This is a genomic window from Pseudomonas sp. W4I3 (assembly GCF_030816195.1).
Lineage (GTDB): Bacteria > Pseudomonadota > Gammaproteobacteria > Pseudomonadales > Pseudomonadaceae > Aquipseudomonas.
The window spans coordinates 3,599,180-3,615,991 of sequence record NZ_JAUSXS010000001.1 but is presented as its reverse complement, the minus strand read 5'-3'; the positions used below and the strand labels follow the sequence as shown (position 1 = coordinate 3,615,991).

Sequence of the window (16,812 nt, the reverse complement as noted above, 5' to 3'; positions counted from 1 at the left end):
CGACTTTTTCAGGCCCGTTCGGCGGTTCTTCACCGGGCATTGACTTGGATCAAGTCCTGTTTTGGATTAGGCAAAGGGCCATTAGTCAGAAGTCGCCCCAGGCCATTGAACACGCCGTTCACTTTCGGCACTCTCATGCGCTTATCCACCGTGGAGCCGTGTATGCCCGACCTCGCCCCGGACGATGACTGCCACACGACCCACGCTACCCGCGAGCTGGTCCTGCGCCATCACCTGTGCTGGCGCCATCGTGACCTCGACGGGGTGATGGCCTACTACCATCCCGAGATTCAGTACCACGATTTCTTCCAGAACCGCGTGGTGGCATACGCTGAACTGCGCCAATACCTGCAAGCGAGCATGCCACGCGGGGCTGACGAGGCCATTGAGCACACCGACCGCATTCGTGCCGATGGCGATACGGCGGTTATCCAGTACCGCATTACGTTGCGAGGTGGCCAGGGGTTGGTGTCGTTTCGCACCAGTGAGGCCATCACCGTGCGCGATGGGCTGATCTGGCGCGTCAACGAGTACGCTTCGCTGGTGCACGAGCAGCCCACTCAGGCCCTGCGCCCCACGGTCAGCCGGCTGGGCCTTTCGCCCCAGCAATTGGGGCATATGGCCAACGACCTGCAGCAGTATTTCCAACAGCAGCAACCCTACCTGGACCCGGAACTGGACCTCCAGCGCGTCGCCAAGGAATGTGGCTACAGCCGTAATCAGATTTCCTACCTGCTCAATCAAGTGCTGGGGCAGAGCTTCTACCGTTACGTCAACCAGGCCCGGCTTCAGCACTTGCTGGGGGCACTGGAGCACGCGGCGCAAACGACCAAGGTCGACGACCTGGCCTTTGCCGCCGGCTTCAATTCGTTGTCGGCGTTCTATAGCGCCTTTCGCCAGCATACGGGCCAATCGCCCAAGGCCTACGTCAAACAAATTTCTCTGCGTGCACGCGCGCAAGACAGCCAATAAGGCCGCGCTCTAGGATCGACCCTATCGAAACGAGGCAGGGGAACAGGGCATGCAGGCCTGGCGCACGATCAGCTTATGGATGGACCAACTGGACGACCCGTTGCAGGCGCGGCCGTGCCTGGAGCATGACCTGGACGTCGACGTGGCCATTATCGGCGCCGGCTACACCGGCCTGTGGACCGCCTATTACCTCAAGCGCCAGGCGCCGCAGTTGAAGGTCGCAATCATCGAAGCGCAAACCGCCGGTTTTGGTGCGTCCGGCCGCAACGGCGGCTGGCTGATGGGCAACCTGCTCGGCGAAGATCGCCTGCTGGCGGGGCTTACGCCCGAACAGCGTCGCGCCTCGTTCGACCTGCTGCACGGTATTCCCGATGAAGTGGCCCAGGTGCTGGCCCGCGAAGGCATCGATTGTGACTATCGCAAAGGGGGCGCGCTGTACTGCGCGGCGCGTTACCCGGAGCAAGAGCGCAGCCTGCGCCGTTACCTCGACAAACTCTACGATCAAGGCCTCACCGAAGCCGACTACCGCTGGCTGAGCCCTCAACAACTGGCCGAACAGATCCGCATCGCCAAACCTTACGGGGGGATCCATGCGCCTCATGTGGCGACCATCAACCCGGCCAAACTGGTGCGTGGCCTGGCGCGGGTGGTTGAGGACATGGGCGTGAGCCTCTACGAACAAAGCCCGGTGACCCATTGGCAATCCGGCGCCCTGCGCACCGCCAAGGCCGGTGTGCGCGCCACGTGGGTGGTGCCGGCGGTCGAGGGCTACGCCAAGACCTTGCCGCCACTGGGCCGCTACCAACTGCCGGTGCAAAGCTTGATGGTCGCCACCGAACCGTTGCCCGCCAGTGCCTGGGATGACATCGGCCTGAGCCACGGCCAGGCGTTTGGCGAGAGCAGCCGGCAGGTCACCTACGGTCAGCGCACGCTGGACAATCGCCTGGTGTTCGGCGCACGCGGTGGCTATCAGTTCGCTGGCAAGCTACGGCATGACTTCGACTTGACCGACAGTGAAGTAGCGCTGCGTCGTTACCTGTTCGGCGAACTCTTCCCACAACTCAAGAAGGTGCGGATTACCCATTCCTGGGGTGGCAACCTCGGCATGTCACGCCGCTTTCGCCCCCACATGCTCTGCGATCCCGCAACCGGTATCGCGCTGTCCGGCGGGTATGGCGGGGAGGGTGTCGGCGCCACCAATCTGGGGGGCCGCACCTTGGCCGACCTGATTCTGGGCCTCGACACACCACTGATCTACCAGCCCTGGGTGATTCGCGAACGTGGGCTCAAGGCGTTGAAAGCCTGGGAGCCTGAACCCTGCCGCTGGCTGGGCTACAACGCGATCATCCGCAGTTTCGTTCATGAAGACCAGGTATTGGCCAACCCCAATACGGCACCTTGGCGCCGCAAGCTGGCGACCAGCGTGGCGGGCTTCATGGAAGGTTTCATGCACTGAGCCGTTCCACTCCCAAACACCGCCAGGAAACCCAACCATGAAAGTCATTGCCCTGTTGCCCTTGATGTGGGCGGCCTCTGTCTGCCAGGCCGCCGAGTCGGTAAAAATCTACAACTGGTCGGATTACATCGCGCCGGACACCACGCGCAATTTTCAGAAAGAAACCGGCATCGGTTTCACCTACGACGTCTACGACAGCAACGAAACCCTCGATGGCAAGTTGATGACAGGCAAGTCCGGTTATGACGTGGTATTCCCGTCCAACCACTTCATGGCGCGGCAGATTGAGGGCGGGGCGCTGAAGGCCCTCGACAAGCGCCAGTTGCCCAACTGGAAAAACCTCAACCCGGTGCTGCTCAAGGCCCTGGAAAGCAACGATCCGGGCAATGCCCACGGTTTCCCCTACCTGTGGGGCAGCACCGGCATCGGCTACAACATCGACAAGGTCAGGGCGGTATTGGGTGACAACGCTCCGGTGGATTCCTGGGACCTGATCTTCAAGCCGGAAAACATGGCCAAGCTGCAGAAGTGCGGGGTAGCGATCCTCGACAACGGCCCGGAGTTGCTGCCAGCGGCGCTGAACTACCTGGGCTTGCCGCACCACAGCAAAAAGGCCGAGGACTACAGAAAGGCCGAAGACCTGTTGATGAAAGTGCGCCCCTATGTCGCCTATTTCCACTCATCGAAATACACCGCCGACCTGGCCAACGGCGATATCTGCGTGGCCGTCGGCTTTTCCGGCGACATCCTGCAGGCTGAAAGCCGCGCCAGGGAAGCCAAAAATGGCGTGAACATCGGCTACAACATCCCCAGAGAAGGCGCGGCGATCTGGTTTGACATGGTCGCCATGCCCGCCGACGCGCCAAACGAACAGGCCGGTTACGCATTCATGAACTACCTGCTGCGCCCAGAGGTGATGGCCGGCATCACCAACTACGTGCACTACGCCAATGGTAACCAGGCGGCCGATAGCCTGGTGGACCCGGCGATCAAGGCGGACACCAAGGTCTACCCCAGCCCGGAAATGATGGGCAAATTGTTTGCGCTGCAAGCCATGCCTTTGAATATCGACCGGATTCGTACACGGGTGTGGAATACCATCCGCACTGGACGATAAGCACAGGTTTAACTCGGCCCGATGTCCCGGTAACAGGGGACAAGGCAGTTAATAGTTCAAGTAGTGGCTCTTTAATGTCGCTAATGACACCATGACAATATATTGGATCCCTTATTTCAGCGGGGTGCTCACTAGAGCGGCTTAACGTGTATTTAATATTTAAATATCTCTCGGCCCGATTCCGGGCCGCAAACACAACAGTGCCCAACAAACACTACGCGGGGACTTCATCAAGTTGAATTCGGGTCAGCTTTTTTCCACTGAAATATGTGTAGACGAAAGATTTCAAGTTGTGTCAGTTTTCTTACGCCTTCAAAAGAGGTGAGTGATAGGACTATCCTCGCCCGCGAGGTTCCTATCGAACAAAGACTGATGCACTTGCAAACAAGGAAGTACGTTTATGTCAAAAGTAAAAGACAAGGCTATTGTATCTGCCGCGCAAGCCAGCACTGCTTACTCGCAAATCGATAGCTTCAGCCATTTGTATGACCGTGGTGGCAACCTTACGGTCAATGGCAAACCGTCCTACAGCGTGGACCAGGCAGCGACCCAGCTGCTGCGGGACGGTGCCGCGTATCGGGACGTTGATGGCAACGGCAAGATCGATCTGACCTACACCTTCCTCACCTCGGCTACCCAGAGCACCATGAACAAACATGGCATCTCCGGCTTCAGCCAATTCAACACCCAGCAGAAAGCACAGGCCGCACTGGCCATGCAATCCTGGTCGGACGTCGCCAACGTGACCTTTACCGAAAAGGCTTCGGGCGGTGACGCACACATGACCTTCGGCAACTACAGCGGCGGCCAGGACGGCGCGGCGGCGTTCGCTTACCTGCCCGGTACCGGCGCAGGCTACGACGGCACCTCGTGGTATCTCACCAACAGCAGCTACACGCCGAACAAGACCCCGGACCTGAACAATTATGGCCGGCAGACCCTGACCCACGAAATCGGCCACACCCTGGGCCTGGCTCACCCTGGCGACTACAACGCCGGGAATGGCAACCCGACCTACAACGACGCGACCTATGGACAGGACACGCGTGGCTATAGCGTCATGAGTTACTGGAGCGAGAGCAACACCAACCAGAACTTCAGCAAAGGCGGGGTCGAGGCTTATGCGTCGGGGCCGCTGATCGACGACATCGCCGCGATCCAGAAGCTCTACGGTGCCAACTTCAACACCCGCGCCGGTGACACCACCTACGGTTTCAACTCCAACACCGGGCGCGATTTCCTCAGCGCCACCTCCAATGCCGACAAGCTGGTGTTCTCGGTATGGGACGGTGGAGGCAATGACACCCTGGACTTCTCCGGCTTCACCCAGAACCAGAAGATCAACCTCAATGCGGCCTCGTTCTCCGACGTTGGCGGCCTGGTAGGCAACGTGTCCATCGCCAAGGGCGTGACGGTCGAGAACGCCTTTGGCGGCTCGGGCAACGACCTGATCATTGGTAACCAGGTTGCCAACCTCATCAAGGGCGGGGCCGGTAACGACCTCATCTACGGTGGCGGCGGGGCGGACCAACTCTGGGGCGGCGCAGGCAGCGACACCTTTGTGTTCGGTGCCGTGTCCGATTCCAAGCCAGGGGCGGCGGACAAGATCTTTGACTTCACCTCCGGTTCAGACAAGATCGACCTGTCCGGCATCACCAAGGGCGCAGGCGTGACCTTCGTCAATGCCTTCACCGGGCATGCCGGCGATGCGGTGCTGTCCTACGCCTCAGGTACCAACCTGGGGACGTTGGCGGTGGACTTCTCCGGGCACGGCGTGGCGGATTTCCTCGTCACCACCGTTGGCCAGGCGGCCGCCAGCGACATCGTGGCGTGATGTAAAGCGCGGCGCTTCGGCGCCGCGTTCCAGGCTGGAGCCAAAAATGCAGCGTTTCAAATGGTTCACCTTATTGATCGTGTCGGCAGGAGCCCATGCAATGGCGAGCAGTCTTGTTTTACCCACCACCGCGCAGTTGGCGGGGCATTGGCAGTTGCACCAGGGGGAGCAGGTGTGTGCGCTGGACCTGCTGGAGCAGGCCAACCGCCTGGGTGGCGATGTGGCATGTGTCGCGCAATGGCTGGGGGACGAACCGCGGAGCTGGTCGCCGACGCCGGACGGTATCTGGCTGATGAACGCCGAAGGCAGCGGGATTACGCATCTGAATCGCCAGAAGGAGGGCGAATATCAGGCGCGGACTAAATCGGGTGCCCTAGTTGTGTTGCAACGCACGCCTTAGTTCCGGTTATAACCTTATAACTTAATTTTTTAGTTGGCCGCTCCTTATTCAGGGGGTAGGCAACTATTGCGCGCAAACTGGGTTCAGGGAAGATAAAGAAGATATGGCCAAGCCCCATACCGTTGCACCCTTGTTCAAGGCGCTGGGTGAATACAAGAGCATCTTGATCAGCATTGGCTGTTTTACCGCGCTGATTAACCTGTTGATGCTGGTGCCCTCGATTTACATGCTGCAAGTGTACGACCGCGTATTGTCCTCCCAGAATGAAACCACCCTGGTGATGTTGACGTTGATGGTCGTGGGGTTCTTTGCCTTTATTGGTCTGTTGGAAGTTATCCGCAGTTTTGTCGTGATACGCATCGGCAGCGCTTTGGAGCGACGTTTCAATTTGCGCGTCTACAAGGCCGCGTTCGAACGCAACCTGCAACGCGGCCAGGGGCATGCCGGGCAGTCCCTCGGCGACCTGACCCACATTCGCCAGTTCATTACCGGACCTGCGCTGTTCGCGTTTTTCGATGCGCCGTGGTTTCCGATCTACCTGTTCGTGATTTTCCTGTTCAATGTGTGGCTGGGTGTACTGGCTACCGCCGGGGCAGTGCTGCTGATCGGCCTGGCTTGCCTCAACGAATACCTGACCAAAAAGCCGCTGGGCGAAGCCAGCGGTTTCTCCCAACAGTCGACGCAGTTGGCCACCAGCCATTTGCACAATGCCGAAACCATCCAGGCCATGGGCATGCTCGGAGCACTGCGCCAGCGTTGGTTCGCGGTGCATTCGCAGTTCCTCGGTTTGCAGAACAAGGCCAGCGACACCGGCTCGGTGATCACCTCCCTGAGCAAGTCCCTGCGCCTGTGCCTGCAATCGCTGGTGCTGGGCCTTGGCGCGCTGCTGGTGATCAAGGGCGATATGACCGCGGGCATGATGATTGCCGGGTCCATCCTGATGGGCCGGGTGCTCAGCCCCATCGACCAACTGATCGCCGTATGGAAGCAGTGGAGTTCGGCCAAGCTGGCGTACCAGCGCCTCGACGAGCTGCTGCGTGAGTTCCCGCCGGAAGGCGAGCACATGACGTTGCCGGCGCCCAAGGGCCAGGTGAGCTTCGAACAGGTCAGCGCCGGCCCGCCCGGTCGGCGTCTGGCCAGCCTGCATCACATCAGCTTCAACCTCGGCGCCGGCGAAGTGCTGGGCGTGCTCGGCGCCTCGGGCTCGGGTAAATCCACGCTGGCCCGCGTGCTGGTGGGCGTGTGGCCGACCCTGGCGGGTACCGTGCGCCTGGACGGCGCGGACATCCACCGTTGGGACCGCGACGACCTCGGCCCGTATATCGGCTACCTGCCCCAGGACATCGAGCTGTTCAGCGGCAGCATCGCCGACAACATCGCACGCTTTCGCCAGGCCGACCCGGAGTGGGTCGTGAAAGCGGCGCAACAGGCCGGGGTGCACGAACTGATCCTGCGCCTGCCCCAAGGCTACGACACCGTGCTGGGCGACAACGGCGGCGGCCTGTCAGGCGGGCAGAAGCAACGCGTGGCCCTGGCCCGTGCGCTGTATGGCAACCCGCGGTTGATCGTGCTGGATGAGCCCAACTCTAACCTCGACACCGTCGGCGAAGCTGCGCTGGCCAGCGCCATCGTGCAGATGAAGGCCCAGGGCAGCAGCGTGGTGCTGGTCACCCACCGTTCTTCTGCATTGGCCCAGGCCGACAAGCTGCTGATCCTCAATGAAGGCCAGTTGCAGGCGTTCGGACCCAGCCAGGAAGTGCTGCGCGCCTTGTCCGGCCAGCAGGAGGCACCGAAGGAAAAACCCGGCGGTAGGAGCGAGCTTGCTCGCGAAAGTCGTCAACGATGACGCGCTCCGATTGGATACACACGGTGCTTGTGGGTTTTTCGCGAGCAAGCTCGCTCCTACATGTTTTGCGTCAAGCAGTAAGGATACTTGCATGATTTACGAACAACACGACGCACGTTTCTTCGTTCGCATGGGCTGGCTGCTGACCGTGGTGGGCGCCGGAGGTTTTTTCCTCTGGGCCAGCCTGGCGCCGCTGGATCAGGGCATCCCGGTGCAAGGCACGGTGGTGGTGTCGGGCAAGCGCAAGGCCGTGCAAACCCTCAGCCCCGGTGTGGTCAGCCGGATACTGGTGCGCGAAGGCGAGGTGGTGAAGCAGGGCCAGCCGCTGTTTCGTCTCGACCAGACCCAGCACCAGGCCGACGTGCAATCGCTGCAAGCCCAGTACCGCATGGCCTGGGCCAGCGCCGCCCGCTGGCAGAGTGAGCGCGACAACCTGCCCGGCGTGCGTTTTCCGGCTGAACTGAGCGGCAACCCCGACCCGGCCCTGGCGCTGGTGCTCGAAGGCCAACGCCAACTGTTCAGCAGCCGGCGCGAAGCTTTTGCCCGTGAGCAGGCCGGCATTCGTGCCAGCATCGATGGCGCCACGTCGCAGTTGGGCGGCATGCGCCGCGCCCGCAGCGACCTGACCGCCCAGGCGCAATCCCTGCGTGACCAACTGAGCAACCTGCAACCGCTGGCCGACAATGGCTACATCCCGCGCAACCGGCTGATGGACTATCAGCGCCAGTTGTCCCAGGTGCAGCAGGACCTGGCGCAAAACGCCGGCGAAAGTGGCCGCGTGGAGCAGGGCATTGTCGAATCGCGCCTCAAATTGCAGCAGCACAGCGAGGAGTATCAAAAGGAAGTGCGCAGCCAACTGGCCGATGCGCAATTGCGCAGCCTGACCCTGGAGCAGCAACTCACCTCCGCCGGGTTCGACCTGCAGCACAGCGAAATCAATGCGCCGGCCGATGGCATCGCGGTCAACCTCGGCGTACACACCGAAGGCGCCGTGGTGCGCGCCGGTGAAACCCTGCTGGAGATCGTGCCCCAAGGCACGCGCCTGGAAGTGGAGGGGCATTTGCCGGTGCACCTGGTGGACAAGGTCGGCACGCACTTGCCGGTGGACATCCTCTTCACCGCCTTCAACCAGAGCCGCACGCCACGGGTGCCGGGGGAGGTGAGCCTGATTTCGGCTGACCAGATGCTCGATGAGAAGACCGGCGCACCCTATTACGTGCTGCGCACCACGGTCAGCGAGGCGGCGCTGGAAAAACTCCACGGCCTGGTGATCAAGCCCGGCATGCCCGCCGAGATGTTCGTGCGCACCGGCGAGCGGTCATTGCTCAACTACCTGTTCAAGCCGCTGCTCGATCGCGCCGGCTCCGCGTTGACCGAGGAATGAGCATGAAACCTGTGTTCATCGCCTTGCTCTTCAGTTGCGCCAGTGCACACGCCGCCATGGGCCCGTTCGATGTCTACGAGCAAGCCCTGCGCAATGACCCGGTGTTCCTCGGCGCGATCAAGGAACGCGACGCCGGCCTGGAAAACCGCACCATCGGCCGCGCAGGTCTTCTGCCCAAGCTGTCGTACAACTACAACAAGGGCCGCAACAATTCCGAGGCGCACCTGCCCGATGGGCGCGGAGGCAGCTACCGCGACGACCGCAACTACAACAGCTACGGCTCCACCTTCAGCCTGCAGCAGCCGCTGTTCGACTACGAAGCCTATGCCAACTACCGCAAGGGCGTGGCCCAGGCTTTGTTTGCCGATGAAAGCTTTCGGGACAAGAGCCAAGCGCTGTTGGTGCGCGTGTTGAGCTACTACACCCAGGCGTTGTTCGCCCAGGACCAGATCGACATTGCCCGCGCCAAGAAAAAAGCCTTCGAGCAACAGTTCCAGCAGAACCAACACCTGTTCCAGCAAGGCGAGGGCACCCGCACCGATATCCTCGAAGCCGAATCGCGCTATGAGCTGGCCACCGCCGAAGAGATCCAGGCCCTGGATGAGCAGGATGCGTCGTTGCGCGAGTTGGGCGCGTTGATTGGCGTGCAAAGCGTCAACATCGACGACCTGGCACCGCTGAACCAGAGTTTCGCCGCCTTCACCCTGACGCCGGCCAATTACGACACCTGGCATGAGCTGGCCATCAGCAACAACCCGACGCTGGCCTCCCAGCGCCAGGCACTGGAAGTGGCGCGCTATGAAGTGGAACGCAACCGCGCCGGGCATTTGCCGAAGGTGACTGCCTACGCCAGTTCGCGCAAGCAGGAGTCCGACAGCGGCAACACCTACAACCAGCGCTACGACACCAACACCATCGGGGTTGAAGTCAGCGTGCCGCTGTACGCCGGTGGCGGTATCTCGGCGTCCACGCGCCAGGCCAGTCGCGCCATGGAGCAGGCCGAGTACGAACTGGAAGGCAAGACCCGCGAAACCCTGATCGAACTGCGCCGCCAGTTCAGCGCGTGCCTGTCGGGGGTGAGCAAGCTGCGCGCCTATCAAAAGGCCCTGGCTTCCGCCGAGGCACTGGTGGTGTCGACCAAGCAAAGCATCCTCGGCGGCGAGCGGGTCAACCTCGATGCCCTCAATGCCGAGCAGCAGCTCTACAGCACCCGCCGCGACCTCGCCCAGGCGCGGTACGACTACCTGATGGCCTGGACCAAATTGCACTACTACGCGGGCAACTTGCGTGACACCGACCTGGCCAAGGTGGACGAAGCCTTCGGCCCGGATCGAAAACTGTAGGAGCGAGGCGGGCGGCTAGCCCTTGCTCGCGAAAAACGTCAGCGATGGCACGGGCATCTTGGAGAGACGCGGCGCCTATGCGTCCTTCGCGAGCAAGGGCTAGCCGCCCGCCTCGCTCCTACAGGAAGCGGCGAATAACAATAAACAGGAGTGTACGGATGATCACGGATTCACCACGTTTCAAACCCTTCACCGCAGGCTCATTGCTGCTGCTGTCCGTTGCGGCACAGGCGCAATATGCCGAGACCGGCCAACTGGGGGACCCCGCCAGCTGGCGCTCCGCCGAATACCAGAGCGACTGGGGCCTGGGGCGCATGAAGGCCGATGAAGCCTATGCCGCCGGCATCAGCGGCAATGGCGTGAAGATCGGCGCGCTGGACTCGGGCTTTGATCCCAATCACCCCGAAGCGTCCAAAGACCGCTTCCATCCGGTCACGGCCAGCGGCACTTACGTCGATGGCAGTGCGTTCAGCACCACGGGTGCGCTCAACCCGAACAACGACTCTCACGGTACTCACGTCACCGGCACCATGGGCGCGGCGCGCGACGGCGTGGGCATGCATGGCGTGGCGTATAACGCCCAGGTTTTTGTCGGCAACACCAATGCCAACGACAGCTTCCTGTTCGGCCCCACCCCGGACCCCAAATATTTCAAGGCGGTGTACAGCGCCCTGGTGGATTCCGGCGTACGCGCCATTAACAACAGTTGGGGCAGTCAGCCCAAGGACGTGAGCTACCAGACCCTGGGCGATCTGCATGCAGCCTATGCCCAGCACTACAACCGTGGCACCTGGCTGGATGCGGCGGCGGATGTGGCCAAGGCGGGGGTGATCAACGTGTTCAGCGCCGGCAACAGCGGTTACGCGAACGCCAGCGTGCGCTCGGCCTTGCCGTACTTCCAACCGGAACTGGAAGGCCACTGGCTGGCGGTGTCGGGGCTGGATAAGGCCAACAACCAGAAATACAACAAGTGTGGCATCGCCAAGTACTGGTGCATCTCCACCCCCGGTGCGCTGATCAACAGCACCATCCCCGACGGCGGTTACGGCGTGAAATCCGGCACCTCGATGTCGGCGCCCCATGCCACGGGTGCGTTGGCGCTGGTGATGGAGCGCTACCCGTATATGACCAACGAGCAGGCGTTGCAGGTGCTGCTGACCACCGCCACGCAACTTGACGGCTCGATCACCCAGGCGCCCAACGCCATTGTCGGCTGGGGCGTGCCGGACCTGGGCCGCGCGATGCACGGGCCAGGGCAACTGCTCGGCGCCACCGACGTGAACCTCGCGGCCGGGCAGGGCGATGTGTGGAGCAACGGCATGTCTGACCAGGCGCTGCTTCAGCGTCAGGCAGAAGACCGCGCCGAGCACAGCGCCTGGCAGCAGACCCTGATCGATAAGGGCTGGCAGAACGGTGTGGGCGCCACGGCCAGCCAGCAGGACCAGACCGACTACGCCGTGGGCAGCGCGCGCGATCAAGCCGCGGCGAACCGTGTGTACGAAGGCAGCCTGATCAAGTCCGGCGCTGGCAGCCTGGTACTCAGCGGCGACAGCACGTACCGCGGCGCAACGACCGTCAACGGCGGCCTGTTGGCCGTGAACGGCTCGCTGACCTCGGCCGTCACCGTCAACAACAGCGGCACCCTCGGCGGCTCCGGGCGTATCGGCGCGCTGTCGGTGAACAGCGGCGGGCGCGTGGCACCGGGTAACTCGGTAGGCACCTTGCAGGTGGCCGGGGATGTGAACCTGGGCGCGGGCTCCACCTACGCCGTAGAGCTGACGCCGACCAGCAGCGACCGCATCGTTGCAGGCGGCAAGGCGGTGCTGGGAGGCGGCACGGTGACCCTGGCCCTGGAAAACAGCTCGACTTTGTTGAGCCAAAGCCAGGCCCGGAGCCTGATCGGTCGTCAGTACTCGATTCTTGAAGCGGCCGGCGGCATCCAGGGTCAGTTCGGCCAAGTGCTGCCGAACTACCTGTTCCTGGGCGGCACCCTGGACTATGCCGCCAACGGCGTGCAGCTGGCGGTGGGGCGCAACGATGCCAGCTTTGCCAGCGTCGGCGCCACCCGCAACCAGCGCGCCGTTGCCGCTGCCGCCGAGCAACTCGGCGCCGGCAACCCCGTGTACGAAAGCCTGTTGCAGTCAGACTCGATTGCCACGGCGCAACAGGGCTTGCAGCAGCTGTCCGGTGAAATCTACCCGGCCGTGGGCGCGATGTTGATCAACGACAGCCGCCAACTGCGTGACGCGGTAGGCGAGCGCTTGCGCCACACGCCGGTGGCCGGTGAAAGCAATCTGTGGCTCAAGGCCCTGGGCGCCTGGGGCAAGTCGGACAACCGCGGTGAAACGGCGGGTTCCACCACGTCCATCGGCGGCTTGCTGGCCGGCGTCGACGGCGCGCTGGACGAGCAGACCCGCGTCGGCGTAGTGGCCGGTTACAGCGACAGCTCACTGAGCCTGGGCAGCGGCACTCACTCCTCGGCGTCCATCGACAGCTATCACTTCGGCGCCTATGCCGGGCGTGAGCTGGGCGACTGGCGGGTCAGCGTCGGCGGTGCCTACAGCTGGCATCGCGGCGATGTGAAGCGTGATCTGCAATACGGCGAAGTCGGCGGCAAGCAGAAGACCAAGCTGGACGCCAGTACCGCGCAAGTGTTCACCGAAGCCGCGTACCGCATTCACCTGCAACCGCTGGCATTGGAGCCCTTCGCCAACCTGGCCTACGTGCACCTGGACAGTGATTCGTTCCACGAAAAAGGCGCCGCGGCGGCTCTTGAGCGCGGCAGCGATCGACGCGATGCGGTGCTCGGCACCCTGGGCGTGCGGGCGCTGAAAACCCTGGCACTCAATGACCACCAGCAGCTTGAGCTGTCGGGTTCCCTGGGCTGGCAACACAGCCTGACTGCCGTCGAGTCCGAAGAACACCTGGCGTTTGTCGCCGGTGGGCCTTCATTCGACGTACGCAGCGCACCGTTGCTGCGCGATGCCGCGCTGGTGGGCGTGCAGGCGAGCCTGGCGCTGAGCCCGTCGACACGGGTCAACCTGGATTACAACGGCCAATTGGGTGGTCGCGAGAAAACCCAGGGCGTGGGGCTGAGCCTGAACTGGCAGTTCTAAAGGCACACCCCCTCCCACATTGGAATCGATTCACATACTGGCAATAAGAAAACTAAGGAAGGTCACCGTGAAAAAACGCAAGTCAGGGTTAACTACCGCCATCCACACCGGCCCGGGCTATCCGCTCAAGGCCTTGAGCAGCGTGCCATACGGCGCGTTGCTGTGCTGCCTGGCAAGCTTGGGGACCGCCCAGGCCGCACCCTATGTGGAAACCGGCAAGCTGGGCGACGCGGCCAGCTGGCGCAGCAATGAGTTCAAGGCCGATTGGGGCCTGGGCGCGGTACATGCCGACACGGCGTACGCTGCGGGCTACACCGGCAAGGGCGTCAAGCTGGGCATCTTCGACCAGCCGGTGTACGCCCCGCACCCGGAGTTCGCCAGCCCCAACAAAGTGGTGACAATCGTCACCGAGGGCATCCGCCAATACACCGACCCGTACATTCCGGTGAAGGCCGGTGATGCGTTTCGCTACGACGGCACGCCATCCCTGGGCTCCAACGGCAAGTTGGGCAACCACGGCACCCATGTCGGCGGCATTGCTGCCGGTAACCGCGACGGCGGACCGATGCACGGTGTAGCGTTCAACGCGCAAATCATCAGTGCTGAAAACGGCGACCCAGGCCCGGAAGACGGGATCATCCTGGGCAACGATGGCGCGGTGTACAAAGCCGGTTGGGATGCGCTGGTCGCCAGCGGCGCGCGAATCATCAACAACAGTTGGGGCATCGGCATCGGTGATCAGTACGCCAAGGGTGGCCGCGATCCCGCCTTCCCCAACTTCACGGTCAATGAGGCCCAGGCGCAGTTCAACACCATCCGGCCGATCCTCGGCACGATTGCCGGCGGCGCCTATCAAGGCGCAATCGACGCTGCCCGCAGCGGTGTGCTGACCATCTTCGCCGCTGGCAACGACTACAACCGCAACAACCCGGATGCCATTTCCGGCCTGGCGTACTTCGTCCCCGAGATTGCTCCGAACTGGCTGTCGGTGGCGGCCTTGCAGCAGAACCCGGACACCACCAGCGCCAACCCGTATGTGATCAGCACCTTCTCTTCGCGCTGCGGCTATGCGGCGAGTTTCTGTGTGTCGGCACCAGGTACCAAGATTTTCAGTTCGATCATCAACGGCACCAACCTGGACAACCTCACCAACGACTACGCCAACTTCAACGGCACCTCCATGGCCGCGCCCCACGTGGCCGGCAGCGCGGCGGTGCTGATGGAGCGCTTCCCGTACATGAGTGGCGACCAGATCTCCACGCTGCTCAAGACCACCGCCACCGACCTTGGCGCACCAGGCATCGACTCGCTGTACGGCTGGGGCATGATCAACCTGGGCAAGGCGGTCAATGGGCCGGGGATGTTCATTACCGCCGAGGATATTCCGGCTGAGTTTCGCATCGACGGCGCCTATGGCAGCGGCCAGTTCGTCGCGAACCTGCCGGGGATCGGCGCGGTGGTGGATGCCGGCAAACCGACAGAGCGCGTGTGCAACGATGTGCACTGCGGGCTGGATGTGTGGAGTAACGATATCTCCGGGCATGGCGGCCTGACCAAGCAGGGCATTGGCGCGCTGGTGCTGACCGGCGCCAACACCTACAGCGGCCCGACCCTGGTCAACCAGGGGCTGCTGGCGATTAACGGCTCGGTTACCTCCGACGTGACCGTCAGCCAGAGCGGCGTGGTCGGTGGCTCGGGGCGTATCGGCTCGCTGACCGCAAAAAGCGGCGGCACCGTGGCGCCGGGCAACTCCATCGGTACGTTGAACGTGGCGGGTAACGTCACCTTCGATGCGGGCTCGACCTACGCGGTGGAATTGTCGCCCACCAGCAGCGACCGCATCGTCGCCGGCGGCACCGCCACGCTGAACGGCGGCACCGTGACCCTGGCCCTGGAAAACAGCCCGACGTTACTGAGCGCCACCCAGGCGCAAAGCCTGATCGGCCGCCAGTACAACATCCTGCAAGCGGCGGGCGGTATCACCGGCAGCTTCGGTGCGGTACTGCCGGACTACCTGTTCATCGGTGGCACCCTGAACTACGCGGCCAACGGCGTGCAGCTGGATGTGGCGCGCACCAACAGCTTCGCCAGTGTGGCCGCCACGCCGAACCAGCGCGCCGTCGCCGCTGCCGCCGAGCAATTGGGCGCGGGCAATGGGGTGTATGAAAGCCTGTTGCTGGCACCGACGGCGGCCTCGGCCCAGGGCGCATTCCAGCAACTGAGTGGCGAAGTCTACCCGGCGTTGGAGACCGCGCTGGTCAATGACAGCCGCTACGTGCGCGAAGCGGTGGGCGAACGGCTGCGCAATGGTGAAATGGGCGCGACCAGCCAGGCCATCGACAGCCGTGGCAACGTGTGGGTCAAGGCGCTGGGCGCCTGGGGCAAGACCGACAGCCGCAACGACACGGCGGGCTACACCACGTCGATCGGCGGCATGCTCGCCGGTGTGGACGGTGCCCTCGACGACGCGACACGCATCGGTCTGGTGGCGGGCTACAGCGATACGTCGCTGAACATGGGCAGCGATACCCATAGCCGTGCCTCGGTGGACAGCTACCACTTCGGCGCCTACGCCGGGCATGAGATTGGCGCCTGGCGCCTGAGTGGTGGCGCAACCTACAGCTGGCACCGCGCCGATGTGAAGCGCGACCTGCAATACGGTGACGTCAGCGGCAAGCAGAAAGCCAAGGTCGACGCTCACAGCACCCAGGTGTTCACCGAGGCGGCATATCGCGTCAACCTGCAACCACTGGCCCTGGAACCGTTCGCCAACCTGGCCTATGTGCACCTGGACACCGATGGTTTCACCGAGAAGGGCGATGCCGCCGCGCTGAAAAGTGGCGACGACAGCCGCGACCTGGTGCTGAGCACCTTGGGCGTGCGCGCCTTGAAGACCTTCAACGTCAACGATCACCAGCAACTGGAAGTGTCCGGCACCCTGGGCTGGCAGCACAACTTGAGCAGCACCGACTCCGAACAACACCTGGCGTTTGCCTCGGGTGGGCCTTCGTTCGCGGTGGAAAGCGCGCCGATGGTGCGTGATGCCGCGCTGGTGGGGGCACGGGTGAGCCTGGCGCTGAGCAAGGATGCGCGGGTCAACTTCGATTACAACGGTTTGCTCGCCAGTAAGGAGAAGGTGCATGGCGTCGGCCTGAGCCTGGACTGGGCGTTCTAAGGCTTTAAACACCAATGTAGGAGCGAGCTTGCTCGCGAAAGACTCAAGTGCGCCGCGTTTCTTCAGGTAAAGCGCGTCATCGTTGAGGATCTTCGCGAGCAAGGGCTAGCCGCCCGCCTCGCTCCTACAGTCGGTAACGGATAACAGGTTTTTTGGCTTTCTCTACAAA

10 protein-coding genes are annotated in these 16,812 nt (G+C 62.7%); all 10 read left to right on the top strand.

Features of this window, described 5'->3' with window-relative positions; all coding sequences use genetic code 11:
• Positions 1–162: 162 nt before the first annotated feature.
• The 10 genes from QF045_RS16505 (at position 163) to QF045_RS16460 (ending at position 16,643) form a co-directional block, all read left to right on the top strand.
• A complete protein-coding gene (locus QF045_RS16505; protein ID WP_306493151.1) occupies positions 163–972 on the top strand; it encodes an AraC family transcriptional regulator in 810 nt (269 codons plus the stop codon).
• A gap of 49 nt (positions 973–1,021) precedes the next feature.
• A complete protein-coding gene (locus tag QF045_RS16500) occupies positions 1,022–2,428 on the top strand; it encodes an FAD-binding oxidoreductase (RefSeq protein ID WP_306493150.1) in 1,407 nt (468 codons plus the stop codon).
• Between the two features lie 37 nt (positions 2,429–2,465).
• Positions 2,466–3,545: a polyamine ABC transporter substrate-binding protein gene (locus QF045_RS16495; RefSeq protein ID WP_306493149.1), complete on the top strand. Its 1,080-nt coding sequence runs from the start codon at positions 2,466–2,468 to the stop codon at positions 3,543–3,545.
• A gap of 400 nt (positions 3,546–3,945) precedes the next feature.
• The gene (locus tag QF045_RS16490; protein WP_306493148.1) at positions 3,946–5,379 is read left to right on the top strand and encodes a serralysin family metalloprotease; all 1,434 of its coding nucleotides are present in this window, start codon (positions 3,946–3,948) and stop codon (positions 5,377–5,379) included.
• Between the two features lie 46 nt (positions 5,380–5,425).
• Entirely contained in the window at positions 5,426–5,779 is a 354-nt protein-coding gene (locus tag QF045_RS16485) for a protease inhibitor Inh/omp19 family protein (RefSeq protein ID WP_306493147.1), read from the top strand.
• Between the two features lie 103 nt (positions 5,780–5,882).
• Positions 5,883–7,625: a type I secretion system permease/ATPase gene (locus QF045_RS16480; RefSeq protein ID WP_306493146.1), complete on the top strand. Its 1,743-nt coding sequence runs from the start codon at positions 5,883–5,885 to the stop codon at positions 7,623–7,625.
• Between the two features lie 91 nt (positions 7,626–7,716).
• Positions 7,717–9,009, top strand: coding sequence for an HlyD family type I secretion periplasmic adaptor subunit (locus tag QF045_RS16475; protein ID WP_306493145.1), 1,293 nt, complete (start codon positions 7,717–7,719; stop codon positions 9,007–9,009).
• Between the two features lie 2 nt (positions 9,010–9,011).
• A complete protein-coding gene (locus QF045_RS16470; protein WP_306493144.1) occupies positions 9,012–10,352 on the top strand; it encodes a TolC family outer membrane protein in 1,341 nt (446 codons plus the stop codon).
• A gap of 158 nt (positions 10,353–10,510) precedes the next feature.
• The gene (locus tag QF045_RS16465; RefSeq protein WP_306493143.1) at positions 10,511–13,468 is read left to right on the top strand and encodes an autotransporter serine protease; all 2,958 of its coding nucleotides are present in this window, start codon (positions 10,511–10,513) and stop codon (positions 13,466–13,468) included.
• Between the two features lie 67 nt (positions 13,469–13,535).
• Positions 13,536–16,643 carry an autotransporter serine protease gene (locus QF045_RS16460; protein ID WP_306493142.1) on the top strand — a complete coding sequence of 1,036 codons (3,108 nt, stop codon included), beginning with the start codon at positions 13,536–13,538 and terminating at the stop codon, positions 16,641–16,643.
• The last annotated feature ends 169 nt before the right edge of the window (positions 16,644–16,812 follow it).

Coding starts and splice junctions, on each gene's coding strand:
- QF045_RS16505 (WP_306493151.1), top strand. CDS start 163: ATGCCCGACCTCGCCCCGGACGATGACTGCCACACGACCCACGCTACC.
- QF045_RS16500 (WP_306493150.1), top strand. CDS start 1,022: ATGCAGGCCTGGCGCACGATCAGCTTATGGATGGACCAACTGGACGAC.
- QF045_RS16495 (WP_306493149.1), top strand. CDS start 2,466: ATGAAAGTCATTGCCCTGTTGCCCTTGATGTGGGCGGCCTCTGTCTGC.
- QF045_RS16490 (WP_306493148.1), top strand. CDS start 3,946: ATGTCAAAAGTAAAAGACAAGGCTATTGTATCTGCCGCGCAAGCCAGC.
- QF045_RS16485 (WP_306493147.1), top strand. CDS start 5,426: ATGCAGCGTTTCAAATGGTTCACCTTATTGATCGTGTCGGCAGGAGCC.
- QF045_RS16480 (WP_306493146.1), top strand. CDS start 5,883: ATGGCCAAGCCCCATACCGTTGCACCCTTGTTCAAGGCGCTGGGTGAA.
- QF045_RS16475 (WP_306493145.1), top strand. CDS start 7,717: ATGATTTACGAACAACACGACGCACGTTTCTTCGTTCGCATGGGCTGG.
- QF045_RS16470 (WP_306493144.1), top strand. CDS start 9,012: ATGAAACCTGTGTTCATCGCCTTGCTCTTCAGTTGCGCCAGTGCACAC.
- QF045_RS16465 (WP_306493143.1), top strand. CDS start 10,511: ATGATCACGGATTCACCACGTTTCAAACCCTTCACCGCAGGCTCATTG.